Source organism: Aeromicrobium chenweiae (genome assembly GCF_003065605.1).
Taxonomy (GTDB): Bacteria; Actinomycetota; Actinomycetes; order Propionibacteriales; family Nocardioidaceae; genus Aeromicrobium; species Aeromicrobium chenweiae.
In genome coordinates this window covers 3,529,393-3,554,041 of sequence record NZ_CP026952.1, presented here as the reverse complement: position 1 = coordinate 3,554,041, position 24,649 = coordinate 3,529,393, and the positions used below count along the sequence as shown (strand labels likewise).

At 71.7% G+C, this 24,649-nt stretch carries 27 protein-coding genes and 1 tRNA gene; 17 read left to right on the top strand and 11 right to left on the bottom strand.

Annotation, left to right across the window (positions count from 1 at the left end):
* Positions 1-127 precede the first annotated feature (127 nt).
* The 4 genes from pdhA to C3E78_RS17235 all read left to right on the top strand — a co-directional run bounded on the left by pdhA (position 128) and on the right by C3E78_RS17235 (position 4,992).
* On the top strand, positions 128-1,246 hold the full coding sequence (pdhA, locus tag C3E78_RS17250; protein WP_108580528.1) for a pyruvate dehydrogenase (acetyl-transferring) E1 component subunit alpha: 1,119 nt from the start codon (positions 128-130) through the stop codon (positions 1,244-1,246).
* Positions 1,243-2,220: an alpha-ketoacid dehydrogenase subunit beta gene (locus C3E78_RS17245; RefSeq protein ID WP_108580527.1), complete on the top strand. Its 978-nt coding sequence runs from the start codon at positions 1,243-1,245 to the stop codon at positions 2,218-2,220. The genes pdhA and C3E78_RS17245 overlap by 4 nt, the downstream gene beginning before the upstream one ends.
* A 13-nt stretch (positions 2,221-2,233) precedes the next feature.
* Positions 2,234-3,583 (top strand): dihydrolipoamide acetyltransferase family protein, encoded by a 1,350-nt coding sequence (locus C3E78_RS17240; RefSeq protein WP_108580526.1) that lies wholly within the window; start codon positions 2,234-2,236, stop codon positions 3,581-3,583.
* A 113-nt stretch (positions 3,584-3,696) separates the two neighbouring features.
* The gene (locus tag C3E78_RS17235) at positions 3,697-4,992 is read left to right on the top strand and encodes an MFS transporter (protein WP_235833792.1); all 1,296 of its coding nucleotides are present in this window, start codon (positions 3,697-3,699) and stop codon (positions 4,990-4,992) included.
* Between the two features lie 7 nt (positions 4,993-4,999).
* Here the strand turns inward: C3E78_RS17235 and C3E78_RS17230 are convergent, their stop codons facing one another.
* The 5 genes from C3E78_RS17230 to C3E78_RS18735 form a co-directional block, all read right to left on the bottom strand.
* Entirely contained in the window at positions 5,000-5,932 is a 933-nt protein-coding gene (locus C3E78_RS17230) for an oxidoreductase (RefSeq protein ID WP_108580525.1), read from the bottom strand.
* A 10-nt stretch (positions 5,933-5,942) separates the two neighbouring features.
* Positions 5,943-6,485, bottom strand: a complete 543-nt coding sequence (locus C3E78_RS17225; RefSeq protein ID WP_108580524.1) for a hypothetical protein — start codon at positions 6,483-6,485, stop codon at positions 5,943-5,945.
* Positions 6,486-6,784: 299 nt separating this feature from the next.
* A complete protein-coding gene (locus C3E78_RS17220) occupies positions 6,785-8,647 on the bottom strand; it encodes an acyl-CoA dehydrogenase (RefSeq protein WP_108580523.1) in 1,863 nt (620 codons plus the stop codon).
* Between the two features lie 125 nt (positions 8,648-8,772).
* Positions 8,773-9,360 carry an HAD family hydrolase gene (locus C3E78_RS17215; RefSeq protein ID WP_108580522.1) on the bottom strand — a complete coding sequence of 196 codons (588 nt, stop codon included), beginning with the start codon at positions 9,358-9,360 and terminating at the stop codon, positions 8,773-8,775.
* Positions 9,361-9,445: 85 nt separating this feature from the next.
* Entirely contained in the window at positions 9,446-9,580 is a 135-nt protein-coding gene (locus tag C3E78_RS18735; RefSeq protein ID WP_268916173.1) for a hypothetical protein, read from the bottom strand.
* A 116-nt stretch (positions 9,581-9,696) separates the two neighbouring features.
* Between C3E78_RS18735 and C3E78_RS17210 the strand changes: the two genes are divergently transcribed.
* The 3 genes from C3E78_RS17210 to C3E78_RS17200 are packed head-to-tail and all read left to right on the top strand — an operon-like array spanning position 9,697 to position 12,238.
* Positions 9,697-10,614, top strand: coding sequence for a LysR family transcriptional regulator (locus C3E78_RS17210; RefSeq protein WP_108580521.1), 918 nt, complete (start codon positions 9,697-9,699; stop codon positions 10,612-10,614).
* Positions 10,615-10,635: 21 nt separating this feature from the next.
* Positions 10,636-11,259 carry a YigZ family protein gene (locus C3E78_RS17205; RefSeq protein WP_108580520.1) on the top strand — a complete coding sequence of 208 codons (624 nt, stop codon included), beginning with the start codon at positions 10,636-10,638 and terminating at the stop codon, positions 11,257-11,259.
* A 58-nt stretch (positions 11,260-11,317) separates the two neighbouring features.
* Positions 11,318-12,238 (top strand): NAD-dependent epimerase/dehydratase family protein, encoded by a 921-nt coding sequence (locus C3E78_RS17200; protein ID WP_108580519.1) that lies wholly within the window; start codon positions 11,318-11,320, stop codon positions 12,236-12,238.
* 16 nt (positions 12,239-12,254) lie between these two features.
* Here the strand turns inward: C3E78_RS17200 and C3E78_RS17195 are convergent, their stop codons facing one another.
* Positions 12,255-13,199: a GGDEF domain-containing protein gene (locus tag C3E78_RS17195; RefSeq protein ID WP_159085936.1), complete on the bottom strand. Its 945-nt coding sequence runs from the start codon at positions 13,197-13,199 to the stop codon at positions 12,255-12,257.
* A gap of 181 nt (positions 13,200-13,380) precedes the next feature.
* Between C3E78_RS17195 and C3E78_RS17190 the strand changes: the two genes are divergently transcribed.
* Together C3E78_RS17190 and C3E78_RS17185 are read left to right on the top strand one after the other, a co-directional pair.
* On the top strand, positions 13,381-14,106 hold the full coding sequence (locus C3E78_RS17190; protein ID WP_108580517.1) for a DUF4389 domain-containing protein: 726 nt from the start codon (positions 13,381-13,383) through the stop codon (positions 14,104-14,106).
* Between the two features lie 94 nt (positions 14,107-14,200).
* Positions 14,201-15,208 (top strand): aldo/keto reductase, encoded by a 1,008-nt coding sequence (locus tag C3E78_RS17185; RefSeq protein ID WP_108580516.1) that lies wholly within the window; start codon positions 14,201-14,203, stop codon positions 15,206-15,208.
* Between the two features lie 176 nt (positions 15,209-15,384).
* Here C3E78_RS17185 and C3E78_RS17180 read toward each other — a convergent pair.
* Positions 15,385-15,455: transfer RNA gene (locus tag C3E78_RS17180), tRNA-Gly, on the bottom strand.
* 103 nt (positions 15,456-15,558) lie between these two features.
* On the opposite strand from C3E78_RS17180, the gene C3E78_RS17175 reads away from it, so the two are divergent.
* Positions 15,559-16,362 carry an S-methyl-5'-thioadenosine phosphorylase gene (locus C3E78_RS17175; RefSeq protein ID WP_108580515.1) on the top strand — a complete coding sequence of 268 codons (804 nt, stop codon included), beginning with the start codon at positions 15,559-15,561 and terminating at the stop codon, positions 16,360-16,362.
* The gene (locus C3E78_RS17170) at positions 16,359-17,396 is read left to right on the top strand and encodes an NAD-dependent epimerase/dehydratase family protein (protein WP_108580514.1); all 1,038 of its coding nucleotides are present in this window, start codon (positions 16,359-16,361) and stop codon (positions 17,394-17,396) included. Before C3E78_RS17175 ends, C3E78_RS17170 begins: the two co-directional genes overlap by 4 nt.
* A 9-nt stretch (positions 17,397-17,405) precedes the next feature.
* Here C3E78_RS17170 and C3E78_RS17165 read toward each other — a convergent pair whose 3' ends face one another.
* Together C3E78_RS17165 and C3E78_RS17160 are read right to left on the bottom strand one after the other, a co-directional pair.
* The gene (locus tag C3E78_RS17165) at positions 17,406-18,119 is read right to left on the bottom strand and encodes a response regulator transcription factor (protein ID WP_108580513.1); all 714 of its coding nucleotides are present in this window, start codon (positions 18,117-18,119) and stop codon (positions 17,406-17,408) included.
* A gap of 2 nt (positions 18,120-18,121) precedes the next feature.
* The gene (locus C3E78_RS17160; RefSeq protein WP_235833791.1) at positions 18,122-19,417 is read right to left on the bottom strand and encodes a hypothetical protein; all 1,296 of its coding nucleotides are present in this window, start codon (positions 19,415-19,417) and stop codon (positions 18,122-18,124) included.
* Between the two features lie 80 nt (positions 19,418-19,497).
* Between C3E78_RS17160 and C3E78_RS17155 the strand changes: the two genes are divergently transcribed.
* Genes C3E78_RS17155 through C3E78_RS17135 form a run of 5 tightly spaced genes read left to right on the top strand, consistent with a single transcriptional unit; the run spans position 19,498 to position 23,039 of the window.
* A complete protein-coding gene (locus C3E78_RS17155) occupies positions 19,498-20,160 on the top strand; it encodes a glycosyltransferase family 2 protein (protein WP_108580512.1) in 663 nt (220 codons plus the stop codon).
* Positions 20,157-20,807, top strand: a complete 651-nt coding sequence (locus tag C3E78_RS17150) for a TIGR04282 family arsenosugar biosynthesis glycosyltransferase (protein ID WP_108580511.1) — start codon at positions 20,157-20,159, stop codon at positions 20,805-20,807. The genes C3E78_RS17155 and C3E78_RS17150 overlap by 4 nt, the downstream gene beginning before the upstream one ends.
* Positions 20,804-21,448 carry a methyltransferase domain-containing protein gene (locus C3E78_RS17145; protein WP_108580510.1) on the top strand — a complete coding sequence of 215 codons (645 nt, stop codon included), beginning with the start codon at positions 20,804-20,806 and terminating at the stop codon, positions 21,446-21,448. The genes C3E78_RS17150 and C3E78_RS17145 overlap by 4 nt, the downstream gene beginning before the upstream one ends.
* Positions 21,445-22,614 carry a molybdopterin-dependent oxidoreductase gene (locus C3E78_RS17140; protein WP_108580509.1) on the top strand — a complete coding sequence of 390 codons (1,170 nt, stop codon included), beginning with the start codon at positions 21,445-21,447 and terminating at the stop codon, positions 22,612-22,614. Before C3E78_RS17145 ends, C3E78_RS17140 begins: the two co-directional genes overlap by 4 nt.
* Entirely contained in the window at positions 22,611-23,039 is a 429-nt protein-coding gene (locus tag C3E78_RS17135) for a hypothetical protein (protein ID WP_135804939.1), read from the top strand. Before C3E78_RS17140 ends, C3E78_RS17135 begins: the two co-directional genes overlap by 4 nt.
* Here C3E78_RS17135 and C3E78_RS17130 read toward each other — a convergent pair.
* Both C3E78_RS17130 and C3E78_RS17125 read right to left on the bottom strand, forming a co-directional pair.
* A complete protein-coding gene (locus C3E78_RS17130) occupies positions 23,017-23,484 on the bottom strand; it encodes a GNAT family N-acetyltransferase (protein ID WP_108580506.1) in 468 nt (155 codons plus the stop codon). The two genes, C3E78_RS17135 and C3E78_RS17130, sit on opposite strands and share 23 nt — an antisense overlap.
* Positions 23,481-24,032: a dihydrofolate reductase family protein gene (locus C3E78_RS17125; protein WP_108580504.1), complete on the bottom strand. Its 552-nt coding sequence runs from the start codon at positions 24,030-24,032 to the stop codon at positions 23,481-23,483. Before C3E78_RS17125 ends, C3E78_RS17130 begins: the two co-directional genes overlap by 4 nt.
* Positions 24,033-24,071: 39 nt before the next feature.
* Between C3E78_RS17125 and dcd the strand changes: the two genes are divergently transcribed.
* Positions 24,072-24,647, top strand: coding sequence for a dCTP deaminase (gene dcd, locus C3E78_RS17120; RefSeq protein WP_108580502.1), 576 nt, complete (start codon positions 24,072-24,074; stop codon positions 24,645-24,647).
* Positions 24,648-24,649 lie beyond the last annotated feature (2 nt).

The following is a 24,649-nucleotide window of genomic DNA, read 5'->3' as shown; positions in this document are numbered from 1 at the left end:
GTGCTGATCGTGACGCCCGTCACGTTCGCGTGACCCCACCGCCGTCCACCACCCCGTGACGGCGGACGGGTCGCAGACTTCGACTCCGGAGCGGGGATCCCGCCTCCCGGGAGATTGAGGGAGACGCATGACCGATCCGTCCGACCCGACCGTGGCCGACATCCCGCTCGTCCAGCTGCTGACGCCCGCCGGCGTCCGCACCACGAGCCCCGAGTACGCCTACGACGGCTCGCTCCCCGACATCCAGGACCTCTTCCGCGACCTGGTCATGACCCGGCGCCTGGACACCGAGGCCTTCGCCCTGCAGCGCCACGGCGAGCTGGGCCTGTGGCCGCCGGCCCTCGGCCAGGAGGCCGCCCAGGTCGGCTCGGCCCGGGCGCTGCGCCCCCAGGACTTCGCGTTCCCCACCTACCGCGACCACGGGGTGGTCCTGTGCCGCGGCGAGGACCCGGTCCACCTGCTCGGCATCTTCCGCGGGTCGAGCCTCGGTGGCTGGGACCCGTCGGAGCACAACGTCGCCCTGCCCAACATCATCATCGGCGCGCAGACCCTGCACGCGACCGGCTACGCGATGGCGCTGACCCTCGAGGGCCTGGTCGGCACGGGCGACCCCGAGCGCGACGCCGCCTCGATCGCGTACCTCGGCGACGGCGCGACGAGCCAGGGCGACTTCAACGAGGCCCTCGACTGGGCCGCGGTGCACCAGGCGCCGGTCGTCTTCTTCTGCCAGAACAACCAGTACGCGATCTCGGTGCCGCTCGAGCGCCAGACCCGGGTGCCGATCTCCCAGCGCGCGGACGGGTTCGGCCTGCCGGGCGTGCGCGTCGACGGCAACGACGTGCTGGCGTGCCACGCCGTCACGACCGCCGCCCTGCAGCGGGCGCGCGACGGCCAGGGGCCGACCCTGATCGAGGCCGTGACCTACCGGATGGGTCCGCACACGACCTCGGACGACCCGACCCGTTACCGCGAGGCCGCCGAGGCCGACGTGTGGCGGGCCAAGGACGCGATCGAGCGCGTACGCCTCCATCTGGTGTCGGAGGGCGTCCCCGCCGAGTGGTTCGCCGAGGTCCAGGCCGAGGCCGACGCCCTGGGCGTCCACCTGCGCGAGGCGTGCCAGAACATCCCCGAGCCGGACCTGGCCGAGCTGTTCGACCACGTCCACGTCGACACCACCGAGGAGACCGAGCAGCAGCGGGCCGAGTACGTCGCGTGGCGTGACTCGCTGGAGGGGAGCGTCGCATGACCGAGAAGATGACGATGGTGAAGGCGCTCAACACGGGCCTTCGCGCCTCGATGGACCAGGACCCCAAGGTCATCGTGATGGGCGAGGACGTCGGCCGCCTCGGCGGTGTCTTCCGTGTGACCGAGGGCCTGCAGAAGGACTTCGGCGAGGGCCGGGTCATGGACACGCCGCTCGCGGAGTCCGCGATCCTCGGCACCGCGATCGGCATGACGTTCCGCGGTTTCCGCCCTGTCGTGGAGATCCAGTTCGACGGCTTCGTCTACCCCGCGTACGACCAGATCGTCAGCCAGGTCTCCCGGCTGCACTTCCGCAGCGGCGGCAAGATCCCGATGCCGATCGTGATCCGCATCCCGTTCGGCGGCGGCATTGGCGCGGTCGAGCACCACTCCGACAGCCCCGAGGCGCAGTTCGCGCTGACCGCCGGGCTCAAGGTCGTCTCGTGCGCGGACCCGCACGATGCCCACTGGATGATCCAGCAGGCGATCGAGTCCGACGACCCGGTCGTGTTCATGGAGCCCAAGCGCCGGTACTGGGAGTCCGGCCAGGTCGACACCGGCTCGACGTCCCTGCCGCTGTTCGCGTCCCGCGTCGTGCGGCCCGGCACCGACGCGACGCTGATCGCGTACGGCCCGATGGTCAAGACCTGTCTGGAGTCGGCCGCCGCGGCCGCCGAGGAGGGCATCGACCTGGAGGTCATCGACCTGCGGACCCTGTCCCCGCTCGACCTCGGGCCGGTGATCGAGTCCGTGCGGCGCACGGGCCACGCGGTCGTCGTCCACGAGGCGCAGCGCACCCTCGGTCTCGGCGCCGAGGTGGCGTCGCGGATCACCGAGGAGTGCTTCTACTCGCTCGAGGCGCCCGTGCAGCGCGTCACCGGCTACGACCTGCCCTACCCGCCCAGCCGGGTCGAGGAAGAGTTCCTGCCGGGGCTCGACCGCATCCTCGACGCCGTCGACCGCGCTCGCGCGTACTGAGAGGGAGACAGGCATGAACGAGTTCAAGCTGCCGGACGTCGGCGAGGGACTGACCGAGGCCGAGATCGTGCGCTGGTGCGTGGCGGTCGGCGACACGGTCGCGATCAACGACGTCCTCGTGGAGATCGAGACCGCCAAGTCGATCGTCGAGCTGCCCAGCCCGTACGCGGGCGAGGTCCGCACGCTGCTGGTCGCCGAGGGCGACACCGTCCACGTCGGGACGCCGATCATCGCGATCGGTGGGGGCGAGGCCCCGGCTCCCGAGCCCGACGAGTCCGTCCCCGAGGTCGACCCCGTGTCCGACCCGGTCGAGGCGGCGCCGGAGCGTCAGGCGATGCTGGTGGGCTACGGCCCCCGGACCGACGTCCCGGTGCGTCGCCGCCGGGTGCCTCGGGCAGCCGCGCCGTCGCGCGTCGCCTCGGTGGACACCGAGAAGATCGTCCAGAAGTCCCCGCCGCCGCAGGAGCGCCCCCTGGGCCGGCCGCCGCGGCCGATGGCCAAGCCGCCGGTCCGCAAGCTCGCGAAGGACCTCGGTGTCGACCTCGCGGACATCCGCACCGCCGACGGCGTCATCACCCGCGCCGACGTCCACGCGTTCGTCGGGTCCGCCGCCGTACGTCATCCCGAGCGAGCCGTCGAGGCTCCGCCGGTGATGACGTCCGACGAGGAGGAGCGGATCCCGATCAAGGGAGTGCGCAAGTGGACCGCCGAGGCGATGGTGCGCTCGGCGTTCACCGCGCCGCACGTCACCGAGTGGGTGACGGTCGACGTCTCCCGCACGATGGACCTGGTCGCGACGCTGCGCGCGAGCCGCGCGTTCGAGGGGCTGAAGGTGTCCCCGACGCTGATCGCGGCCAAGGCCGTGTGCCTGGCGCTGCGCACCACCCCGCAGCTCAACGCCCGGTGGGACGAGGACGCCCAGGAGATCGTCATCAAGAAGTCGGTCAACCTCGGCGTCGCCGCCGCGACCGCGCGGGGTCTCGTCGTGCCCAACATCGTCGGTGCCGACCGGATGTCACTGGTCGAGCTCGCGCGGGCGCTCGGCGAGCTCACCGCCACGGCCCGGGCTGGGCGGACCCAGCCGGCGCAGATGACCGGCGGGACGTTCTCGCTGACCAACATCGGCGTCTTCGGTGTGGACGCGGGCACCCCGATCCTCAACCCGGGGGAGTCCGGCATCCTGGCGCTCGGCGCGATCGAGCGAAGGCCGTGGGTCGACGAGAACGACCAGATCGTCCCGCGGTGGGTGACGACGCTCGCGTTGAGCTTCGACCACCGGGTCGTCGACGGCGAGCAGGGGTCGCGCTTCCTGGCCGACGTCGCCGCGATCCTCCGCGACCCGGCGATGGCGCTGACCCACTGACCCCAGACCCACTGACCCCAGCCCAGATCTGCGGACTTCTGCACGAGATCCGCTGCGCGGAAACGTGCAGGACTCCGCAGATCTGGGCTGAGGAGAGGGACTAAACTCGACCAGTGAGCCAAGTGACCCAGACGCGCCACCCCGGCGCGTACGCGATCTGGGTCGTCGCCCTCCTGGTGTACCTGCTCGCGGTGTTCCACCGCTCGTCACTCGCTGTCGCGGGCCTCGCGGCCGCCGAGCGTTTCGACATCAGGGCCTCGCAGCTCGCGACGTTCACGATGCTGCAGCTGCTGGTCTACGCCGGCATGCAGATCCCGGTCGGGCTGCTGGTCGACCGGTATGGCCCGCGGCGGGTGCTGCTGACCGGCGCGATCACCCTCACCCTCGCGCAGGCCGGGTTCGCGTTCGCCGACACGTACCCCCTTGCGTTGGTCGCGCGCGTTTTCGTCGGTGTCGGGGACGCCATGACGTTCATCTGCGTGCTGCGGCTGGTCAACACCTGGTTCGCACCGCGCCGCATCCCGCTCATCAGCCAGCTCACCGGCATGGTCGGACAGCTCGGCGCGATCATCGCGGCGGTGCCCATGACCGCCGCGCTCAGCCACCTCGGCTGGACCCGGTCGTACCTCCTGGCCGCGTCACTCGGCGTGTTCCTCTCGATCGCGCTCGCCCTCGTCGTGCGCGACGCGCCGGACGCCCGTTCGAGGTCGGGTCCCGCGCTGTCGCTGACCCAGATCCGTCGCAGTCTCGGTGCGTCCTGGGCCCAGCCCGGCACCCGGCTCGGCTTCTGGATCCACTTCTCGACCCAGTTCAGCGCGACGACGCTCGGGCTGCTGTGGGGCTACCCGTTCTTCGTGCGCGGGGAGCACACCTCGAAGGCGTTCGCCGGCGCACTCCTCACGCTCATGGTCGTGGCGGTCATGGCCGCGGGCCCGGTCCTCGGCTGGGCGATCGGGCGCCACCCGTGGCACCGCTCGACGTTCGTGCTGTCCATCATCGGCTCGATCGTCCTGGTGTGGACCGTCGTGCTGTGCTGGCCCGGGACGGCCCCCGCCTGGCTGCTCGTCGTGCTGGTCCTGGTCACCGGCGTGGGCGGCCCCGCGTCGATGGTCGGCTTCGACGTCGGACGCACGTCCAACCCGGTCGAGCGCCTGTCCAGCGCCACCGGCATCATCAACCAGGGCGGCTTCGTCGCCAGCCTCGTGCTGGTCATCGCGATCGGCCTGATCCTCGACTGGCGCACCCCGGGAGGCGGCAGCGCCTACACGCCGGAGGCGTTCCGCTGGGCGATGTCGTCCCAGTACGTCCTGTGGGCGCTTGGCATCACCCAGATCTGGCGGTACCGGGTGCGCACCCGCGCCAAGGTGATGGCCGAGGACCCCGAGGCGTACGGACGCACCCCGCTCTGAGCGTCCCTCAGACCCGGAACTCCACCCCCGTGGCTGCCTCGGACGCGCTCCACACGGCGTCCGCGAGATCCTCGTCGCGAGCGGTGCGGGACGTGGCCACGAGCCGGGGCCGGCCGCGCGCGCCGCCGAGGCTCCCGGGGCCGACGTACTCGCCGCCGGTGAGGCTGGGATCGGTCGCGGCCATCAGCAGCGGCCACGCGCCGTGGGACGCCGGCTGACCGAGGATCTTGCTGACCTGGTGGATGCCGATGCCGGGCAGCGACAGACCCCTGACTGACGGTCCGGTCTTCGTGAGGTTCGTCGAGGCGTACCCGGGGTGAGCCGCGACGCTCACGACCCGGCTGCCGGTCGCCTTGGCGCGGCGGTCGAGCTCGAGCGCGAACAGCAGGTTCGCCAGCTTGGACTCCGCGTACGACTGCCAGCGCCGGTAGCGTCGCGAGCTGCCCTGCGGTGTCAACGACGTCAGGTCGATGCCGCCCACCGACATGTGCGCCGCCGACGAGACCGTCACGACCCGCGCGTCGCTCGCGTCGAGGACCGGCCAGAGCCCCGCGGTCCAGGCGAAGTGGCCCAGGTGGTTGGTGCCGATCTGCAGCTCGAAGCCGTCCTTCGTCCGGCTCCTCGGCGGGATCATGATGCCGGCGTTGTTGACGAGGATGTCGATCCGGTCGTACGTCCGCGCGACCTCGGCGGAGGCGCGCTTCGCGTCGTCGAGGTCGGCCAGGTCCAAGGAGACCACGTCGACCGACGCCCCCGGCACGTCGCGCCGGATGCGGTCGACGGCGGTGCTCGCCTTGGTCTCGTCGCGGGCGGTCACGACGAGGTCTGCGCCCTTGCGGGCGAGCCCGAGGGCGGTGTGCAGGCCGAGCCCCCCGGTCACCCCGGTGATGACGGCACGCCGTCCGGACAGGTCAGGGATGTCGTCGGTGCGCCAGGTCACGCCGGTCAGGCTACTGCGGCGAGCCTCCGGTCGCAGTGCCAACGAGCGCACGGTTCCGGCGAGCCGAGCGGCGGCACCAGAAGACGTACGCCCCGAGCGCCCCGCCGGCCGTGACGCCGAGGACCGCGACGCCCTTGGCGTTGTTGACCGTGCCGGCGTACGTGCTGACTGCCGCGTGGGCGTACCCCGCGGTGTCGGGGCGGTTGCTCTCGGGCCGGCAGACGACACGCAGGCCGTCGCGGCCGTCCTCGAGCAGGCCGATGAGGTACCAGGTCTCGCCCGCGGACTGGGCCGTCACGCCCACGTCCTTGTCGGGGATCTCCACCCGCTGCTTGGCCCGGTCGCGGGCGTGGCACGCGATGTCGCCGCGATCGGGGTCGTTGCTGAACACCGCGAGCGTCTTGCCCTTGGCGTCCACGAGCTCGCTCACCGGCGTGAGGGTCGCCCCGCGGATGTCGTCGAACGCACTGGCGGCAAAGGCGGTCGCGGCCATCGTGCTGCCGATGGCAAGGAGGAAGGCCGCGAGGTACCACAGCGGGTTGGTCAGTCTCACCTGCCAACTTTCCCACACCCCGACGCCTGCTCGGCGTCATGAGGTGCGGGGCGCCCCACGCCTCCTAGAGCGGCGTGATCGGCTCGTCGGAGCCGGTGCCCTCGGGCACCGGGTCGTTGACGCCGGGCTTGGCCTCGGTGTCGGGCTCGGGCTGCGGCTCCTGCAGGGGTTCGGTCATGGTCGTCCTCTCGTCGAGGAGCCCCGTACCCGATCTTCGCGACCCGACGCGTCGCGGGGACGCACGGATGGGACGACGAAGCCCCGCACACCGTCGGGTGTGCGGGGCTTCGTCGGTCAGATCAGAACGCTGCCTCGTCCAGGTCCATGATCGAGCTGTCGATGTTCTCGGCGATCGCCCGCTCACCGGCCAGGAGCGGCAGGACGTTGCGCGCGAAGAACGACGCGGCTGCGACCTTGCCCTCGTAGAACGCCTTGTCGGACGCCGACACGTCGCCGCCGAGCTTGGCGAGGGACACCTCGGCGCCGCGCAGCAGCAGCCATGCCACGACGAGGTCGCCGAGGACGTAGACCAGGCGGGTCGTGTTGAGCCCGACCTTGTAGATGTTGGCGATGTCGCCCTTCTCGTCGGCCGGGTTGGCCGACATCAGATCGGTGAAGACCGCGCCGATGATGGCCTGGGCGTCCTCGAGACCCTTCGCGAGCAGCTCGCGCTCGGCCTTGAGGCGACCGTTGCCGGCCTCGCTCTTGACGAACGCCTCGATCTCGGCCGACAGGTGACCGAGCGCCTGGCCCTTGTTCCGCACGATCTTGCGGAAGAACAGGTCCTGGCCCTGGATCGCCGTGGTGCCCTCGTAGAGGGTGTCGATCTTGGCGTCGCGGACGTACTGCTCGAGCGGGTAGTCCTGCAGGAAGCCCGATCCGCCGAACGTCTGCAGCGACTCGGTGCCGAGCAGGGTCCACGAGCGCTCCGAGCCATAGCCCTTGACGAGCGGCAGGAGCAGGTCGTTGATGGCCTCCGCGAGCGAGGCGTCCTCGCCGTCGGCGGTCTTCTGCATGACCTCGTCCTGGAACGTCGCGGCGTAGATCATCAGCGAGCGCAGGCCCTCGGCGAACGCCTTCTGCGTGAGCAGCGAGCGGCGGACGTCGGGGTGGTGCGTGATCGTGACGCGCGGGGCGGTCTTGTCGGACGCGCGCGTGAGGTCGGCGCCCTGGACACGCTCCTTGGCGTAGTCGAGCGCGTTGAGGTAGCCGGTCGACAGGGTCGCGATGGCCTTAGCGCCCACGAACATGCGGGCGTTCTCGATGACGCGGAACATCTGGTTGATGCCGTCGTGCACCTCGCCGAGCAGCCAGCCCTGGGCCGGCGCGCCGTCACCGAAGGTGACCTCGCACGTCGTGGACACCTTGATGCCCATCTTCTTCTCGACGTTCGTGACGTAGGCGCCGTTGCGCTCACCGGTCAGCTCGCCGGTCTCGTGGTCGAAGTGGAACTTGGGGACCAGGAAGAGGCTCAGGCCCTTGGTGCCGGGACCGCCGACGCCCTCGACGCCCTGGGGGCGGGCGAGGACCAGGTGCATGATGTTCTCGGCCAGGTCGTGCTCGGCCGAGGTGATGAAGCGCTTGACGCCCTCGATGTTCCAGGAGCCGTCCTCGTTCGGGAACGCCTTGGTGCGCCCGGCGCCGACGTCGGAGCCCGCGTCGGGCTCGGTCAGCACCATCGTGGCGCCCCAGCGCCGATCGACCATGTGCTGGGCGATCTTCTTGTCCCGCTCAATGCCGTTCTCGAACACGATGCGGGCGAACGCGGGGCCGCACGCGTACATCCAGATGGCGGGGTTGGCACCGAGGACGAACTCCGCGCTCGACCAGATCAGCGAGGCCGGGCCGCGCTGGCCGCCGAGCTCCTCGGGGATCTGGATGCGCCACCACTCGGCGTCCATCCAGGCCTGGTAGGACTTGGCGAACGCGGGGTTCATGGTGACCGTCTTGGCCTCGGGGTCGTAGACCGGGGGGTTGCGGTCGGCGTCGTCGAAGGACGCGGCCAGCGCGGTCGAGGCGATGCGCTCGATCTCGCCGAGGATGCTCGACGCGGTGTCCTGGTCGATCTCCTCGAAGACGCCGGTGCCGTAGACGCTGCCGCGGTCGAACAGCTCGAAGAGGTTGAACTCGACGTCGCGCAGGTTGCTCTTGTAATGGCTCATGCCAGCATTCCTTTGTGGGGTATGCGCTGCGGACCGCAGCAACTTGCTACTGGGAAGTAACTTAAGTATCCGCCCGCCGAGGCACGAAAGACAAGTCAAACCCGCAAACCGCGTTGTCGTCCCGGTCACACGAGGCGCTGGGGGAGCTCCTCCAACGAGGACAGGACGAGTCCGGCCCCGGCGGCCAGCAGCTCGTCACCGCTGCACGGGCCCGTGGTGACGCCGACACCCAGCGCGTGCGCGAGGCCGGCGGCCTCCATGTCGTGCACGTGGTCCCCGACGTACGTCGTGGCGCCCTCGGCGCGCAGCACCTCGCCCTTGCCCTCGCGCCAGGCCTGGCCGAAGACCGCGTCGACCTCGAGGCCGAGCCGTTCGAGGTGCAGCCGGGCGTTGGGGCCGTGCTTGGCGGTGATGACGATGGTGCGTCCCCGTCGGCGGGCGGCCGCGAGGGCCTCGTGCGCGCCGGGCAGGGCCTCGACCCGGTCGAGCGCGATCTCGGGGTAGAGCTCGCGGTAGCGGTCCGCCCAGTGGGGGACGTCCGCCTCGGGCATCCAGTTGGCCATCTCCCACTCCAGGGGCGGCCCGAGGCGGGTGATGACGAGATCGGTGTCGATCACGAACCCCGACTCGGCGACGATCTGCTGGTAGACGGCCTGGATGCCCGGTCGGGAGTCGATCAGCGTCATGTCGAGGTCGAACCCGGTCGTCGTCATGGCCCCGACGCTAGTCCGGGATCGGGCCCCGGATGCGAGAAGGCCCCCACGACGTCGTCGTGGGGGCCCGGGTGTCGTGCTGGTGTCAGCGAACGCTGCCGAACATGTTCGGGTAGGTGCGCTCCGGCACCTGTCCGTAGCCGTCGGTCGAGACGAGGCGGACGGTCTTGGCGATGCCGATGACGGAGACGGCACCGACGAGGATTCCGATGACGAGCATGGTGGCCTCCTTGAAGGCGTGAGGGGGGTGAACCGGTGTGGCTCTTCTTTGAGTGTGACGCCCTGAATCGTCAAGATCAAGCGAACAGAACTACATGCAACGTGTAGGCTTGCTACATGGATGTGTATCGGCTCTCTCTGCTGCGGGAACTCGCGGAGCGGGGCACCGTCGGCGCCGTCGCGGACGCGATGAAGGTCACACCGTCGGCGGTCTCCCAGCAGCTCAAGGTCCTGGAACGGGAGGCCGGATACACGCTGGTCGAGCCCGCCGGACGAGGTGTCGCGCTCACCGCGGCCGGGCGGGCGCTGGCCCAGACCGCGACCGAGATCGCGGTCGCGATCGAACGGGCCGAGGGCCGCTGGCTCGAGTACATGCAGCGGCCCGCGGGCATCGTCAGCGTCGCCACGTTCCCGACGGGTGGTGAGATGCTGCTGCCCGGCATGCTGACCCGCATGGCGGACGTCCCGGAGGTCGAGCTGGTCTGCTCCGACGAGGACGGGGTCACCGTCGACTACGCCGACCTGACCCCCGACTACGACGTCGTCATCGCCGACTCCCCGACGACCGCGGCGGCCTGGCACGACCGGGGCCTGCAGGTCGTCCCGCTCATGAGCGAGCCGCTGGACGTGGCCCTGCCCGAGGGGCATCCCCTGGCGCGCAAGGCGAGTCTGTCCCCGAAGGACGTCGTCAGCGAGACCTGGATCGGGGCGCCGCACGACTACCCGTTCGACCGGGTGCTCAGCCAGGTCGTCGCCGCGACCGGTGAGCCGGTCCGCATCGCGCAGCGCATCTCCGACAACAGCATCGTCGAGGCGCTGGTCGCAGCCGGCCACGGCATCGCGATCCTGCCGAGGTTCACGACCCGAGAGCACGGGAACGGTCTGGTCACCCGTCCGCTGGTGGGCATCCGGGCCAAGCGGGAGATCGCGGCCCTTCTGCGGCCGGACCGCTTCGAGCGTCCCTCGGTCCGCCTCGTGGTCCAGGCGCTGCGCGACGAGGCGCGGGCGGTCGCCGACCAGCACCAGGCGGTCTGACGTCGCCCGTAGGCTGGCGCCATGAGCGCGTACACCACGATCGCGCGCGATGCCACGGCCCAGATCGAGGTGAAGCACTCGGTCTTCCTGTGCACGGTGCAGCGGGTGGAGACCGAGGTCGATGCCCGTGCGCTGGTCGCGCGGCTGCGCAAGGACCACTGGGACGCTCGCCATCACTGCTCGGCGTTCGTGATCGGTCCCGAGGGGCGGCTGCAGCGGTCCTCGGACGACGGGGAGCCGTCCGGCACGGCCGGGGCACCCATGCTCGACGTGGTGGTCGGTGCCGGTCTCAGCGACGTCGCCGTCGTGGTGACCCGCTGGTTCGGCGGCACCCTTCTCGGGGCGGGCGGTCTGGTCCGCGCCTACTCGGACGCGACCCGCGCCGGGCTCGACGAGGCCGGGACCCTGCGGCGCGAGCTCGTCCGGGAGCTCGAGACGGACGTCGACGCGGCCGACGCCGGCCGCGTCGAGAACGAGCTGCGCAACCGGGGGATCGCGGTGCTGGACGTGTCCTGGGGCGAACGGGTCCGGCTCCGGCTCGGGGCTGCGCCGGACGACGTCGCGCGACTCGCCTCCGTCCTGGCAGAGCTCACCGGTGGCACCGCGGAGGCGCGGCCGGTCGGGGAGCGGTGGGTGGACCGCTGACGGCGCGTGGTCGAGCATCCGGCTCGAACGCTCGGTCTCCTCGTGCCAAGGTGGCTGCATGAGCGAGTCGAGCACCCCCACGTCCCCCGTCGTCGTCGTCACCGGGGCGAACGGCCTCGTCGGGTCGCGGATCTGCGCCCGTCTGGTCGAGAGCGGCGCCACCGTCCGCGCCGTCGTGCGCCGTCCCGGAGCCGAGCTCCCCGCCGGGGTCGAGGAGCGGGTGGGCGAGTTCGATGACCCCGCGTTTGCGGCGTCGGTGGTCGAGGGCGCCACCGCGGTCGTCACGACGGTCCACCCGATGGGCTCGGATCGCGAGACCCAGCACCGCGTCGCCGTCGAGGGCACCCCCGTCATCGCGCGGGCGGCGCGGGACGCCGGCGTCCAGCGCCTCGTGCACATCTCCACCGCCGCCGTCTACGACCGCTCTCCCGGCACGGGCGACGTGGACGAGTCCTCGTCCTTGGTCGGCGACGGGGCTGGTGACTACGCGGTGACCAAGCGGGACACGGACGCCGCCCTCGCGGACGTCGACGGCATCACGCGAGTCCTGGTGCGCCCGCCGGCGATCCTGGGGGCGGGCGAGACATCCACCTGGAACACGTTGCGGCCTGCCGCGATCCGCGACGACGAGGCCGCCCGGCACGCCGTGGGCGACCAGACCTTCGCCTGGGTCCACATCGACGACCTGACCGCCCTGGTGGCCGACATCGCCACCGGCGCCATCGCGAGCTCGACGGATCCGGAGCGGGGCCCGGTCGAGGGCGGGTGCACCGTGGTCAACGCGGCCGCGGGGCCGGCGACGGTCCGCGACTACTACGAGACGGTCACCCGCGCCGTGGGGGTCGAGCCCGTCTGGGACGACTCCCCGGCCTGGACCGGGCAGATCCTCACCGGTCGCGCGCACGCCTGGGGATGGGCCCCGGCGGTCCAGCTGGCCGACGCGCTGGCCGAGATCGAGGCCGGCCTGGCCGGTCGCTGATGGACGTCGAGGACGATCAGGCCTGCGACAGGCCGCGCCTCTTCTGCGTGTAGAGGTCCTGGTCGGCACGTCGCAGCAGGGACTGCTGGTTGTCCATCGGCTGGGTGACGGCCAGGCCGAAGGTCCACGGCGTCGCCGACCCGGCCTGCAGGCGCTCGACGATCTTCGTGCCGGTCGCGACGGGGGTGTCGGGAAGAAGGACCACGAACTCGTCGCCGCCGATCCGCGCGATGCTGTCGTTCGGCCGGATCGATGCGCGGAGGTGGTCGACCAGCGCGACGAGGGCCTGGTCGCCGGCATGGTGACCGTGGAGGTCGTTGATCGCCTTGAACCCGTCGAGGTCGATCGCGGCCACCGTGAGGGGGCCGCCCGTCCGCAGCGCACGGGACAGGTCGCGGGCCAGCTGCACGGAGAGCCCGTTGCGGTTCAGTGCGCCGGTGAGCGGGTCGGAATGGGCCTGCCGCTCGAGCTTCGCGTGCAGGTACAGCGCCGCCTCCAGGCAGAAGAGCGAGGCGAGCGCGAGGTTCGACCAGGTCGTGAAGACCTCTCGGTGATCGGTGGTGAGCAGCGCTGCTCCGGACAGCACGAAGAGGCCGCCGACCGTCGGCCGGGCGACCCGCGGTCGGAAGAACCAGCCGAGATAGCAGCTGACCATGGGATACAGCACCAGGTTGTTGACGGTCATGATCGCGTCGCTGCCGGTGGCGACCTGCAGCGACGTGACGCCGCCGAACAGCCAGCATCCGTAGAGGGCGACCACCGGCCGGAAGTGCTCACCGAGGAGCAGGGGGGCGACCGCGATGCTGAGGGCGGCCGCGACGACCAACCAGGTCCACACGGTGGAGAGGTTCACCGAGCCCGTGAGCAGGTCGGCGAGGGCGGTGGCAGCGATCACGAGAGCGGCCAGGGACGTCACCAAGCTGAAGGCGGTCGCCCTGGCGCCGGTGATCGTCCGTGCCACGTACATCTTTCTCCCACTTCGACACAGCCACTGTGTCACGGTCGCGGCACCCCCGCCGTACCAATCGAAAAGAATGTCAGGTCGTGCTGACAGGGCCCGGGGAGTCGGGGCGGTCCAAGGTCCCGGTGCAGGGTGACCAACGCTCCTGACCCGGCACGCGCGACCGGGACACGCTGGCGGCATGACCCTCGACGAAGGGGCCGTAGCGGCCCGCCGCTACCCGTTGCGGATCTCGGGGCACCTCGACCCGCAGCTGAACCGCGGCCTCTGGCTCGGCAAGTGGCTGCTCGCGATCCCGCACTACGTCCTGTTGTTCTTCCTGTGGATCGGTTTCGTCCTCTGCACCGTGGCGGCGTTCTTCGGCATCCTCGTCACCGGGCGCTATCCGGCGTCCCTGTTCACCTTCAACGTGGGGGTCATGCGCTGGAGCTGGCGGGTCGCCTTCTACTCGTACGGTGCGCTCGGCACCGACCGGTACCCGCCGTTCACCCTCGCGTCGGTGCCCGACTACCCGGCCGATCTCGTGGTCGACCCGCCGCAGTCGCTGTCCCGCGGCCTGGTGCTGGTGAAGTGGTGGCTGCTCGCGATTCCCCACTACCTGATCATCGCCTTCTTCGCCGGAGGGGGACAGGCGTCGGTGTGGGACATGGACACCCACAGCGGCGGTGTCATCGAGAGCTGGGGCCTCATCGGCGTGCTCGTGCTGATCTCCGCCATCGCGTTGCTGATCGACGGGCGTTACCCGCGCGGGCTCTTCGACATGGCCATCGGGCTGAACCGCTGGACGCTGCGCGTCGCCGCGTACAGCTTCCTCATGACTGACGAGTACCCGCCGTTCCGGCTGGACATGGGCGCCGAGCCGGAGCCGTTGGCGTCGCCGGACCGGGTCGTCGCACCCGAGCGGTGAGGGGCCGGCGACGGTAATCTCGTCTCGCCGGAGCGAGCGAGTGACGGCTCGTGAGGCGCGGACCTGAAGTCACCCGTCGAACAGGAGCGCCCAGATGGACACACGCACACTCGGCACCAGCGGCCTGGAGGTCTCGGCCCTCGGTCTCGGCTGCATGGGGATGAGCCAGAGCTTCGGACCCCCGCCGCCGCGGGAGGAGATGATCGCGCTCCTGCGCAACGCGGTCGAGCACGGTGTCACCCTGTTCGACACCGCGGAGGTCTACGGGCCGTACCACAACGAGGAGCTGGTGGGCGAGGCTCTCGCGCCGGTGCGCGACGACGTCGTGATCGCGACCAAGTTCGGTTTCGCGCTCGACGCCGACGGCCGGCAGACCGGGGTGAACAGCCGGCCGGAGCACATCCGCGCCGCGGTCGACGGGTCGCTGCAGCGGCTGGGGACGGACACGATCGACCTGCTGTACCAGCACCGGGTGGACCCGGACGTGCCCATCGAGGAGGTCGCGGCGACCGTCCGGGAGCTCATCGACGCGGGCAAGGTCCGCCACTTCGGCCTGTCGGAAGCCGGTGTCGACACCATCCGCCGCGCGCACGCGGTGCAACCCGTCACCGCCCTGCAGAGCGAGTACTCACTGTTCTGGCGCGAGCCCGAGGACGCGATCCTGCCGGTCCTCGAGGAGCTGGGCATCGGCTTCGTCCCGTTCAGCCCGCTCGGTCGTGGCTTCCTGACCGGCCAGGTCACCGCGGACACCCGGTTCGGCGACGGGGACATCCGGGCGAGGCTGCCCCGGTTCGCGGCGGACGCGCTCTCGGCGAACCTCGCCCTGGTGGACCTCATCAAGAGCGTCGCCGACCGCAAGAGCGTCGCCGACCGCAAGGGCGTCACCGTCGGGCAGGTCGCCCTGGCCTGGCTCCTGGCGCAGCGCCCGTGGATCGTCCCGATCCCCGGCACGCGCCGCCTCTCACGGCTCGAGGAGAACCTGGGTTCCACGGACGTCGAGCTGACGCCCGCGGATCTCGAGGAGCTGGACCAGGCGTCCCGCAGCGTGCAGGTGCAGGGCGGGCGCTACCCCGAGGCGATGCAGAAGTTCATCGACCGGTGAGGGGGATCGCTCGCGCTCGCGCGGCGCTTCGCGCCCGGGTCGGGTGAGAGCCGATGACGGGATCCCTTGGTGGCGGGCCATGGGGGCGGCTTCGCCGCGGGGATGGCCCGCGAGGAGGGGCCCACTCGATTCGCGGATCGGCGCTCACGCGGCGGCGCTTCGCGCCGGAGAGTGAGAGCCGATGACGGGAATCGAACCCGCATATCTTGCTTGGGAAGCAAGCGCTCTACCACTGAGCTACATCGGCGCGACGCCTCGCGACGTCGGGTCCACCATATCCACGACGGGACCAAGCGACGAACCCCACGCCTCGGACTGCTGATCGCGCGTCGTCCTGCCATGCTCGGACCATGACGAAGATGCCCCGTCCCGACGTCGCCGTCATCGGCGGCTCCGGCTTCTACACGTTCCTGGACGATCCCCGCGAGATCGAGGTCGACACGCCGTACGGCAAGCCGTCCGCCCCGATCGCCGTCGGCACCGTCGAGGGCCGCGCGGTGGCGTTCCTGCCGCGCCACGGGTCGGCACACGACTTCCCCGCGCACACCGTCCCGTACCGCGCGAACATGTGGGCGCTCCGCAGCCTCGGCGTCCGCCAGGTCCTCGCACCGTGCGCGGTCGGCGGGCTGCAGGTCGAGAACGGGCCGGGGACGTTCCTCGTCCCCGACCAGCTGATCGACCGCACCACGGGCCGCGCGCAGACGTACTTCGACACCGGCGCCTGCCACATCTCGTTCTCCGACCCGTACTGCCCGCGGCTGCGCGAGCACCTGCTCACCGGCCTGTCCGAGCAGCAGCCGGTCGACGGCGGGACGATGGTCGTCGTCGACGGCCCCCGGTTCTCCACCCGGGCGGAGTCCCGCTGGTACGCCGACCAGGGCTGGGCCGTCGTCAACATGACGGGCCACCCCGAAGCGGTCCTCGCCCGGGAGCTCGCCCTCTGCTACGCGACGGTCGCGCTGGTCACTGACTACGACGCGGGCGTGGACGAGGCGTCGTCGGTGAGCATGGACGCGGTCTTCGAGGTGTTCGCCGAGCACACCGGGACGCTGAAGAAGGTGCTCGGCGGTGTGGTCGCCGGGCTGGGCAGCGACCGCGACTGCGGCTGCTCCCACGCGCTGGACGGCATGGACCTGCCCGTGACGCTCCCGTGAGGATCCTGCTGACGGGTGCGGCCGGCTTCATCGGCACCCACATCGGCGAGGTCGCCCGCGAGCGCGGCCACGAGGTCGTCCAGCTCGACATGTTCCTGGAGAAGGCGCACGGTCCGGGCCCTCGTCCGGACGGGTTCGCGCGGCTGGACCTGCGGAGTGATCCGCTCGACGAGATCCTGCAGGGCGTCGACGTGGTGTGCCACCAGGCCGCGATGGTCGGCAACGGCGTGGACGCGCAGGACCTGCCCGACTACGCCGAGCACAACGACGCGGGAACCGCCCGGCTGCTCGCCGCGATGGCGCGGGCGGGCGTGAAGGACCTGGTGCTCGCCTCCTCGATGGTCGTCTACGGGGACGGGCGCTACCTGTGCCCGCAGGACGGGGACGTCCCGCCCGCGGTCAGGCGGGACGAGGACCTCGCAGCGGGACGGTACGACCCGCGCTGCCCCGTCTGCGGCGGCCAGATCACCTGGCGCAGGATCGGTGAGGACACCCCGTTCCTGCCGCGCACGAGCTATGCCGCGTCGAAGGTCGCGCAGGAGCACTACGCCGCCGCGTGGTGCACGCTCGAGGAGGCGCGGACGATCGCGCTGCGGTACCACAACGTGTACGGCCCTGGGATGCCCGCGGACACCCCCTACGCGGGCGTCGCGGCGATCTTCCGGTCCGCGATCGCGCGGGGCGAGGCGCCGCGGGTCTTCGAGGACGGGCAGCAGGTGCGCGATTTCGTCCACGTGCGCGACGTCGCGCGGGCCAACGTCCTCGCGATCGAGCAGGTGGCCGAGCACCCGGTCGGCCTGACCGCGTACAACGTCGCGTCCGGTCGGACCTTCACGATCGGCCAGATGGCCGCGACCCTCTCGGCCGCGGCCGGTGGCTCCGAGCCCGTCCTGACCGGCGACTACCGCAGGTTCGACGTCCGCCACGTGGTGGCGTCGCCCGAGGCCGCGCGCACCGGTCTGGGGTTCGAGGCCGAGATCGGGCCCGAGGAGGGGCTGGCGGCGCTGGCCACGGACCCGCTGCGGACCCGGTAGGCATCCCGCCTATGAGGCGGGGGCAGGGTCCCAGCGGTAGCCCACGCCCTTGACCGTCACGAGGCGTCGAGGATGGGACGGGACCTCCTCGACCCGGCTCCGCACCCGCTCGACGTGGACCGCGACGGTCGAGTCGTCGGCGTACTCCCAGCCCCACACCAGGTGCAGGAGGTCCTTGCGGCGGAACGCCCGGCCGGGATGCCGGATGAGGAAGTGGAGCAGGTCGAACTCCCGCGGCGTGAGGGCCAGCGCCGCACCGTCGCGCATCGCCGTGCGGTCCACCGGGTTGAGCGCGAGGTCGCCGTCGGTCAGCAGGCCGGCCACCGGCCGGGGGCCGGACGCGACCAGGCTGCGGCGCAGCACCGAGCCGATGCGTCTGGCGAGCTCGGCCGGGCCCACCGGGGTGGCGACGTAGTCGTCGGCGCCGCTCGTGAGGCGGGCGAACTCCTCCTCGTTGCCGTCGGCCGTGAGCAGCATGATCGGCACCGGCGACGCGTCGTCGACGCGCAGGTGCTCACAGACCTCCAGTCCGTCCATCCCGCCCAGCTCGGCGTCGAGGACCACGAGATCGGGTTCGAGCTCCCGGGCGGCGGCCAGGCCGGCGGACCCACCGGCCGCGACGCTGACGTCGTAGTCCTCGAGCTCGAGGTGCCGGCGGAGGTCGTCGCGCAGCTCGGCGGCGCGCAGCACCACGAGCACGTGGGGCCGATCGCCGAGCGTCATGGTCACCACCTTGTCAGCAGGAGCTGCTGCACGCAGAGCGCGAGCACGACCTGGGACAGCAGCAGCGGCCGGTGCCACCGCTCCGGTAGCAGCGCGGGCAGCGCCACGACCCAGATCGTGAAGGGCAGGAAGATGCGCTCCACCTCGGCCTTGCTCATGCCGGACAGGCAGGCGAGGGCGATGGTCAGCAGGGCCGCGCCGGCGAGCTGGGCCAGGACGTTCGTGCGCAGCAGCCGTGCCGCGCGCGGGAACGCCGCCCACACCGCGAGGCCGACCGAGAACGTCCACGCGGCCACGTCGCCCCACACCCAGTACGCGTACGCCCGCTCCGACGCGATGCCGTCGTAGTAGCGCTCGCGCAGCACCGGGTACGCCTCCCACCACGCGTAGCCACCGGCGGTGAACAGCGCCGCGACCACCGCCGCGCCACCGAGTGCCCACGGCAACGGGCGCCAGCTCCGCGCGACGGCCAGCACCGCGACGGCCAGGATCGCCAGCAGCACCAGCCCGTACGACAGGTAGACGCAGCTGCCCAGCAGGAGGCCTGCGCCGATCGCCGGCAGCACCCGTCGGTGGACGGCTGCCACCGCGAGCAGGGCCAGGCCCCACGCGGCGACCGCCGTGAAGACCGCGTCCCCGGTGACACCCATCCACACCGCGCTCGGCGCCAGGACGAGCCACGGCAGGGCGGAGCGCGCGAGCCGCTCGGTGCCGAGCGTCCGCAGCGTGACCATCACGGCCACGGCAGCCGTGCTGGCGATCGTCACGCACACGACCCCGATCCAGAACGGATCGGTGATGCCGAGCCGGTCGAGACCGACGAAGTAGAGCAGGGCGCCGGGCGGGTGGCCGGCCACGTGGACGTGCCAGTTCTCCGGCGCCGTGTACGGGATCCGGTCGACGAACGTCTGCAGCATCGTGTGGATCGAGCCGATCGACTGGGCGTCGTAGACGTACTCCTGGCGCCGCTCGAACACCCGCGCCAGGCCGTCGGTGCCCTCGGTCATCGCGAGGGCCATGATCCACGCCCACGACCCGACGAACCCGGTCCCGAGCACCGCACCCCACGGGGCGGCACGGGCCACCCACGGCAGGACGAGCACCAGCACCAGGCCCACGACGGTCGCGGGGAGCGTGAGGATCCCGAGACGGGGGTCCCAGTCGGCGTGCAGCGGCGGCCAGTGCACCCGGACGTCCTCGTCGATGACCTGCGGGACGATCATCGAGGCGGCGACCAGGAGCAGGCCCACGCCGGCCGACAGCACGGCGGCGCGGGTGGAGGCGGTCGTCCGGGGCACGGTCCACAGCGTAGGGGGATGCACCGCGCCCGGCCTGTCGTCGGAATGCGGCCAATCCCTGCCCGCCCTAGGTTCGAATCATGGTCATGAGCACCTGCGACGTCATCATCCCCTGCCGGGACGAGGCTGCCGCGCTGCCCATCGTCCTGGCGCACGTCCCCGCAGGCTGGGCCGCCATCGTCGTCGACAACGGGTCGACGGACGGGACGGCGGACGTCGCCCGGGCGCTCGGCGCGACCGTCGTGGACGAGCCTCTCCCCGGGTACGGCGCGGCTGTGCATGCCGGTGTCCTCGCTTCCGAGGCGGAGTTCGTGGCCGTGATCGACGGCGATGCGTCGATGTTGGTGGCCGAGCTGGAGCCGATGCTCGACGCCGTGCGCTCGGGTGACGTGACGATGGCGGTCGGGCGGCGCCGCCCCGTCGTGCGCGGTGTCTGGCCGTGGCACGCCCGCATCGGCACCTACCTGCTAGCGACCTGGATCCGACGCCGCAGCGCGTTCCCCATCCACGACCTGGCGCCGATGCGGGTCTGCCGCCGCGACGACCTGCTGGCCCTGGACGTGCAGGACCGCCGGTTCGGCTACCCGCTGGAGCTCATGCTGCGGGCCGCCCGCGCGGGCTGGACCGTGCAGGAGGTCGACGTGTCGTACGCCGCGCGCGCCGCCGGCACCCGGTCGAAGGTCTCCGGCTCCGTGAAGGGCACCGCCCGGGTCGTGCAGGACTTCGCGAAGGTGCTGCGATGACGGCCCCCACCGTGCTGGTGGTGGCCAAGGCGCCGGTGCCCGGGCAGGCCAAGACCCGCATCGCCACGACGGTCGGGGACGAGGCCGCCGCCGCGGTCGCCGCCGCCGCGCTGCTCGACACCCTCACCACCGCAGCCGCGGTCGGCTGGCCGCTCGTCGTGGCGATGACCGGGGAGCTCTCGGCAGCGACCGCGCACGACGAGATTGCTGCGGCGCTCGAGCCGGCGACGGTCGTCCAGCAGCGGGGCGACTCGTTCGCCCAGCGCCTCGCCCACGCCCACGCGGACGCGGACGCCGGCTTCGGCGTCGTGCAGGTGGGCATGGACACCCCCCAGCTGACCGTGGCCGACTACCTCGACGCCGGCCGCATGGTCGAGCTCGGGAACCGGGTCATCGGCCCTGCGAAGGACGGCGGATGGTGGCTGCTGGGCCTTCCCGACCCGAGCGCCGCACGGGCGCTGGCCGACGTGCCGATGTCGCAGGACGACACGCTGGCGAGGACCGAGGAGGCGCTCGGCGGCGACTGGATCCGGCTGCGCACCGTCCGCGACATGGACACGTGGGAGGACGCCGTGGTGATCGCCCGCGAGGCCCCGATCTCGCAGCTCGCGGACGCGGTGGCGCGGCTGGAGTCGTCGCGCGGATGAGCCTGGCCTTCGACCCGACCAGCGCCTACGACGCTGCCTTCTCCGGCAAGGCGACGCACGTCGTCGACGACAGCGGGGAACGTCAGCCGTTCGCCGTCGGCGTGTGGTCGTCCGAGCCCGACTGGGTGGACCACGAGCTGTTCATCGCCCCGTGCGACGCGGCGACGCTCGACGTCGGCTGCGGGCCGGGCCGGCTGGTCGGGGAGATCTCGCGGCGGGACGTCCCGGCGTTGGGCATCGACGTGTCGATCGAGGCGGTGCGCCAGACCAGGTACCGCGGCGCGTCCGCGCTCCTCGGCGACATCTTCAAGACGGTCCCGGGAGAGGGGACGTGGCAGTACGCGCTGCTGGCCGACGGCAATCTCGGCATCGGCGGCGACCCGGTGCGGCTGCTCACCCGCCTCCGGGACGTGCTGACGCCCGAGGGCGTCGTGATCGCCGAGGTCGCGGAGCACGGTGCGGGTCTGGTGCGTGAGGAGCGCCAGCTGCTGGTCGAGGGGCGGCTCTCGGTGCCGTTCGACTGGGCGGTGGTGGGACTCGACGCGATCGACGACGTCGCCGCCGAGGCCGGGATGCAGGTCGCCGCCACGAGCTCGGTCGGTGGCCGGCACACTGCGACGATGATCCGCAGGGGTCAGTGAGACTGCCGACCGTCACCGACATCGAGAGGCGGATCCCGCGTCCCGAGGACTTCCGCAGCCGCGCCCGCGGGCCCCAGCTCACCGCCCGGCTCGGCACTGCGATCGGGGTGTGCTTCGCGATCTGCTTCCTGACCGGCCTGTGGAGCCACGTCCAGTACTCGACGCCCGGGTGGCTGACCCTGAGCCCGCACCCGACCCAGCTCTACCGCTGGACGCAGGGCCTCCACGTCATCTCCGGCACCGCCGTGATCCCGCTGCTGCTGGCCAAGCTCTGGTCGGTCTTCCCCCGGCTGTTCGCCCGGCCGCCCCGAGGGGCCCGCGCGCTGGCGGTGACCGCACTCGAACGGGCGTCGATCGCGGTGCTGATGGGCTCGTCGCTGTTCATGCTGGCCAGCGGGACGCTCAACATCATCGGCTGGTACCCGTGGGAGTTCAGCTTCCGGCGCACGCACGGGGCCATGGCCTGGGTCGCGATCGGCTCGGTGCTCGTGCACGTCGCGGTCAAGCTGCCGGTGATCCGCGAGGCCCTCGGACAGCCCACCGAGGACGCACCGCCGGCTGCGGACGCTGCCGCTCCGACCCGGCGGGCCGTGCTCCAGGCGGCGTTCGTCGCCTCCGGGCTCGCGGTCCTGCTGACCGCGGGGCAGAGCGTGCCCTGGCTGCGGCGGGTGTCGGCCTTCTCGGTCCGTCCGGGTGACGGACCGCAGGACCTGCCCATCAACCGCACGGCCCGGGAGGCCGGGACCGGGACGAGCGCCCTGGACCCCGCGTGGGCGCTGGAGGTCACGGCCGGCGGCCGGACGGTGCGGCTCACCCGGGACGACCTGCTGGCGATGCCGCAGCGGACGCACCGGCTGCCCATCGCGTGCGTCGAGGGGTGGAGCCGCAGCGCCGAGTGGACCGGTGTCCCGGTACGGGACGTCATCGCGCTCGTCGGCGCCGGCCCCGACACCGACGTCGTGCTGAGGTCGTTGCAGACGAAGGGGGCCTTCGGCTCGTCCCGTGTGGTCGGCAACGTCGTGCGGGACCCCCGGACGCTGCTCGCGCTCGAGCTCAACGGCGAGACGCTCGACGTCGACCACGGCTACCCGTGCCGCCTGATCGCGCCGAACCGGCCCGGAGTGTTCCAGACCAAGTGGGTCGACCGGCTGCAGGTGCAGTCGTGAGGGCGGTGCGCGTGCTGATCGGCGCCCTGGGCATCGGGTCCTGCCTCTGGGGGTTGTGGCTGATGCGCGACTTCACCCGCGAGCAGCTGACGTCCGAGGCGACGTGGTTCGTCGGCGTGGTCGTCCTGCACGACGCGGTGCTCGCACCGGTCGTCGTGGCCGTCGGGTACGGCGCCTCGCGCCTGCTGCCGGAGCCGTTCCGCCGACCCGTCGCGACCGCGTTCGTCGTCTGGGGCACGTTGACCGTGGCCTTCTTCCCGGTCCTCAGCGGAGAGGGCGGCAAGGCGGGCAACGAGACGATCCTCGGCCGGCCGTACGGGCTCAGCTGGGTCGTGATGACGCTGCTGCTCGCGGCCTACGCGGTGGTGACCGGTCTGCTGCGGCGTCGGCGGGACCCGGTCGCTACGGGAGCCGAAGGGTCATGAACATGCTCCACGGGTCCAGCACGTAGTCGGCGAACGGCTCGCACTCCACGAACCCGTGCCGGGCGTACAGCCGCCGCGCCGCCTCGAACGGCGGGTTGCTGCCGGTCTCGAGGCTGACCCGGGTCGCGCCACGGCGGCGGGCCTCGTCGAGCAGGTGCAGCAGCACGACCTCTCCGACGCCCTGGCGCCGGAAGTCGTCGGCCACCCGCATCGACTTGATCTCGGCGTGCACCGGGCTGAGGTCCTTGAGCGCGCCGCAGCCCGCGAGCCGCCCGCCCGACCACGCGCTCCAGAACGTGACGTCAGGGCCCGCGAGACGGTCGACGGGCAGGGCGTGGACGCTCTCCGCGGGCGTGTGCGAGGCCATCTCCGCCAGGTGCTGCTCCAGCAGCGCCACGACCTCGGCGCCGGTGACGTCGTCCCGGCGGATCTCCAGCTGCGTCATCGCAGGACGCGGTGCTGCAGGTGCACGACCCCGTTGCCGAACCGACGCTGCCCGACCAGCTCGAGATCCATCCGCACACCGTCGGGCAGGTAGCGGGGGCCGTCACCGACGACGACCGGGTAGACGAAGGTGTGGAGGTCGTCGACGATCCCTGACGCGAGGGCCTGGCCCGCGAGCTCGGCACCACCGATGAGCACGTCGCGGTCGGCGGCGTCCACCAGGGCGCGGACGGCGGCCGGGTCGAAGTCCGGCTCGATCCGCGTGCGGGCGGAGCCGGGACGCTCGAGCGTCCGCGAGTGGACGACCTTGTCCGCCGACCGCCAGATCCCGGCGAAGTCGCGAAGCACGGCGTCCTCGTCGTCGAGCGTCTCCCAGACGACCATCGAGTCGTACAGGCGCCGGCCGTAGACGTGCGTGCCGACCGGCCGGAACAGGTCGTTGTAGTACTGGTGCAGCTCGGTGCTCGGTTCGGACCAGTCGAAGCGTCCCTGCCCGTCGCTGATGCGGCCGTCGAGCGAGACGTTGGTGGAGTAGAGCAGCCGTGCCATGGGACGACCGTAACCTCGCGGTGCGTGTAGTTTCTACACGTGCTTCTCTCCGACCGCGACATCCTTGCCGAGATCGATGCCGGACGGGTCGCGCTCGACCCGTTCGACCCGGGCATGATCCAGCCCTCGAGCATCGACGTGCGGCTCGACAAGTTCTTCCGGGTGTTCGACAACCACAAGTACCCGCACATCGACCCGGCGGCCGACCAGTCCGACCTGACCCGCGAGATCGAGGTGGACGCGAACGACGCGTTCATCCTGCACCCGGGCGAGTTCGTGCTCGGGTCGACGTACGAGCTGGTGACCCTTCCCGACGACATCGCCGCGCGGCTCGAGGGCAAGTCGTCGCTCGGACGGCTGGGACTCATGACGCACTCCACGGCGGGCTTCATCGACCCGGGGTTCTCGGGCCACGTGACGCTCGAGCTGGCCAACGTCGCCACGCTGCCGATCAAGCTCTACCCGGGCATGAAGATCGGCCAGGTCTGCTACTTCCGCCTCACCTCCCCGGCCGAGAACCCGTACGGGTCCACCAAGTACGGATCGCGCTACCAGGGCCAGCGTGGCCCGACGGCGTCCCGCTCGCACGCGAACTTCCACCGCACCGAGATCTGAGG

Bases quoted from the DNA above. Each gene is read 5' to 3' on its own strand.
- C3E78_RS17155 (WP_108580512.1), top strand. From the start codon at position 19,498: ATGGTCATGAGCACCTGCGACGTCATCATCCCCTGCCGGGACGAGGCT.
- C3E78_RS17210 (WP_108580521.1), top strand. From the start codon at position 9,697: ATGGATGTGTATCGGCTCTCTCTGCTGCGGGAACTCGCGGAGCGGGGC.
- C3E78_RS17240 (WP_108580526.1), top strand. From the start codon at position 2,234: ATGAACGAGTTCAAGCTGCCGGACGTCGGCGAGGGACTGACCGAGGCC.
- C3E78_RS17130 (WP_108580506.1), bottom strand. From the start codon at position 23,484: ATGACGCAGCTGGAGATCCGCCGGGACGACGTCACCGGCGCCGAGGTC.
- pdhA (WP_108580528.1), top strand. From the start codon at position 128: ATGACCGATCCGTCCGACCCGACCGTGGCCGACATCCCGCTCGTCCAG.
- C3E78_RS17175 (WP_108580515.1), top strand. From the start codon at position 15,559: ATGACGAAGATGCCCCGTCCCGACGTCGCCGTCATCGGCGGCTCCGGC.
- C3E78_RS17215 (WP_108580522.1), bottom strand. From the start codon at position 9,360: ATGACGACGACCGGGTTCGACCTCGACATGACGCTGATCGACTCCCGA.
- C3E78_RS17220 (WP_108580523.1), bottom strand. From the start codon at position 8,647: ATGAGCCATTACAAGAGCAACCTGCGCGACGTCGAGTTCAACCTCTTC.
- C3E78_RS17205 (WP_108580520.1), top strand. From the start codon at position 10,636: ATGAGCGCGTACACCACGATCGCGCGCGATGCCACGGCCCAGATCGAG.
- C3E78_RS17165 (WP_108580513.1), bottom strand. From the start codon at position 18,119: ATGACGCTCGGCGATCGGCCCCACGTGCTCGTGGTGCTGCGCGCCGCC.
- C3E78_RS17150 (WP_108580511.1), top strand. From the start codon at position 20,157: ATGACGGCCCCCACCGTGCTGGTGGTGGCCAAGGCGCCGGTGCCCGGG.
- C3E78_RS17185 (WP_108580516.1), top strand. From the start codon at position 14,201: ATGGACACACGCACACTCGGCACCAGCGGCCTGGAGGTCTCGGCCCTC.
- C3E78_RS17125 (WP_108580504.1), bottom strand. From the start codon at position 24,032: ATGGCACGGCTGCTCTACTCCACCAACGTCTCGCTCGACGGCCGCATC.
- C3E78_RS17145 (WP_108580510.1), top strand. From the start codon at position 20,804: ATGAGCCTGGCCTTCGACCCGACCAGCGCCTACGACGCTGCCTTCTCC.
- C3E78_RS18735 (WP_268916173.1), bottom strand. From the start codon at position 9,580: ATGCTCGTCATCGGAATCCTCGTCGGTGCCGTCTCCGTCATCGGCATC.
- C3E78_RS17245 (WP_108580527.1), top strand. From the start codon at position 1,243: ATGACCGAGAAGATGACGATGGTGAAGGCGCTCAACACGGGCCTTCGC.
- C3E78_RS17190 (WP_108580517.1), top strand. From the start codon at position 13,381: ATGACCCTCGACGAAGGGGCCGTAGCGGCCCGCCGCTACCCGTTGCGG.
- C3E78_RS17200 (WP_108580519.1), top strand. From the start codon at position 11,318: ATGAGCGAGTCGAGCACCCCCACGTCCCCCGTCGTCGTCGTCACCGGG.